Origin of the sequence: Methanimicrococcus hacksteinii (assembly GCF_032714515.1) — an archaeon.
GTDB lineage: Archaea > Halobacteriota > Methanosarcinia > Methanosarcinales > Methanosarcinaceae > Methanimicrococcus > Methanimicrococcus hacksteinii.
Genome location: NZ_JAWDKC010000010.1, coordinates 1 through 1,430, shown reverse-complemented (window position 1 = coordinate 1,430; position 1,430 = coordinate 1). Strand labels below are relative to the sequence as shown.

At 45.5% G+C, this 1,430-nt stretch carries 1 tRNA gene and 2 rRNA genes; all 3 read right to left on the bottom strand.

The features are described from left to right. Nucleotides 1-867 (bottom strand): 23S ribosomal RNA (locus tag MmiAt1_RS02095); the annotation flags it as partial. Nucleotides 868-1,088: 221 nt separating this feature from the next. Then, nucleotides 1,089-1,161: transfer RNA gene (locus MmiAt1_RS02090), tRNA-Ala, on the bottom strand. A 209-nt stretch (nt 1,162-1,370) separates the two neighbouring features. Beyond that, nucleotides 1,371-1,430, bottom strand: a 16S ribosomal RNA gene (locus MmiAt1_RS02085); the annotation flags it as partial.

Here is a 1,430-nt window from a genome sequence, read left to right as displayed (position 1 = left end):
ATTTGCAGATCAATACCACTTGCGGTCCTCCACGCAGCTTTCGCCACGCTTCAACCTGCCCACGCCTAGATCGCCCGGCTTCGGGTCTTATCCCGGTGACTCCGCGCACTTGTATACGCCGTGCCTCGCCCGTAGGGCTGCGCACATGTTGCTTTCGCTTTGGCTGCCTGTAAGAACAGTTAGCCTTCGCCACCAAGATAAACTCCCTGGCCAGTTCTTCAAAACTTAAGATGGAACATCGGCAATCTTATTCGTACAAAAGCCTCGCAGCTTCTTCCTTCATAAGAAAGATCCTTTCACGCCCCATCGTTCTATAACCAACAGGTTTCAGGCACTTTTTACCTCCCTTCTCGGGGTACTTTTCAGCGTTCGGTCACCCTACTAATTCGCTATCGGACTCAAGGAGTATTTAGTTTTGGAGATTGGTGACCCCCATATTCGTGCGAGATTTCCGACCCACACTACTCAGGACATGACGATTTTCCTTTCATCTTTATCGACGTGACTATCACACTCTATGGTCTGCCGTTTCAGGCAAGTTTGATTCAATGAAATAGGAAAATAATGTCAGCCGTAAACCACATCTCCTTTACATTACTGCAAAGGATTCAGTTTGAACTCTGCCGGTTTCAATCGCCTTTACTAACGGCATCTCTATTGATTTCTTTTCCTGCCCCTACTAAGATGTTTCAATTCGGGGCGTTCCCAATCATGACTGATCGTTACCCTCACGGATAACAGGATTCCTATTAGGAGATCTCAGGTTCATAGATTCCTTGCGTCTACCCTGAGCTTATCGCAGCTTGGCACGTCCTTCATCAGCTCTTGAGCCGAGCCATCCACCTGTTGGCGTAACACCATTCGCTTAACCGATTTTTCAGTTAGCGTCTGATATATCTGTCCAACTTGTTGATTTGTTGTTGTTTATCTTCTTCAACCTTTACATGACATCACATAAATTCCGTGCTGGCACACGATTTATCCGTCCTTCCCCCGCGAGTAATCGCGGAGTGCATTATAAATGTTGTTTGAGGAATTGCACCCCGCGCATGAAAAATGCGCTTCTGAATTATTGTTTTCCAATAAAATGGACTTGCGGGGATTTGAACCCCGGGCCTCTGCCATGCGAAGACAGCGATCTTCCAGCTGATCTACAAGCCCTTAAACGTCAATTCGGGCGTTGCCCGATTTTGTTTTTGGAACTTGCCCGATGATCTTTTGGTTTTCAAATTTGGTTTTCAAATTTTGATTTCAAATTCGGTTTTCAAATTTTGATTTGACCTTTTTGATTTAAACCTTGATTTTAAGATCTTTTATTGGTTTTTGTTGTGACCTGATGTTTTTTCGGCATTCGGCGGTGTTTTATTCTTAGGAGGTGATCCAGCCGCAGATTCCCCTACGGCTACCTTGTTACGACTTAACCCCCCTTG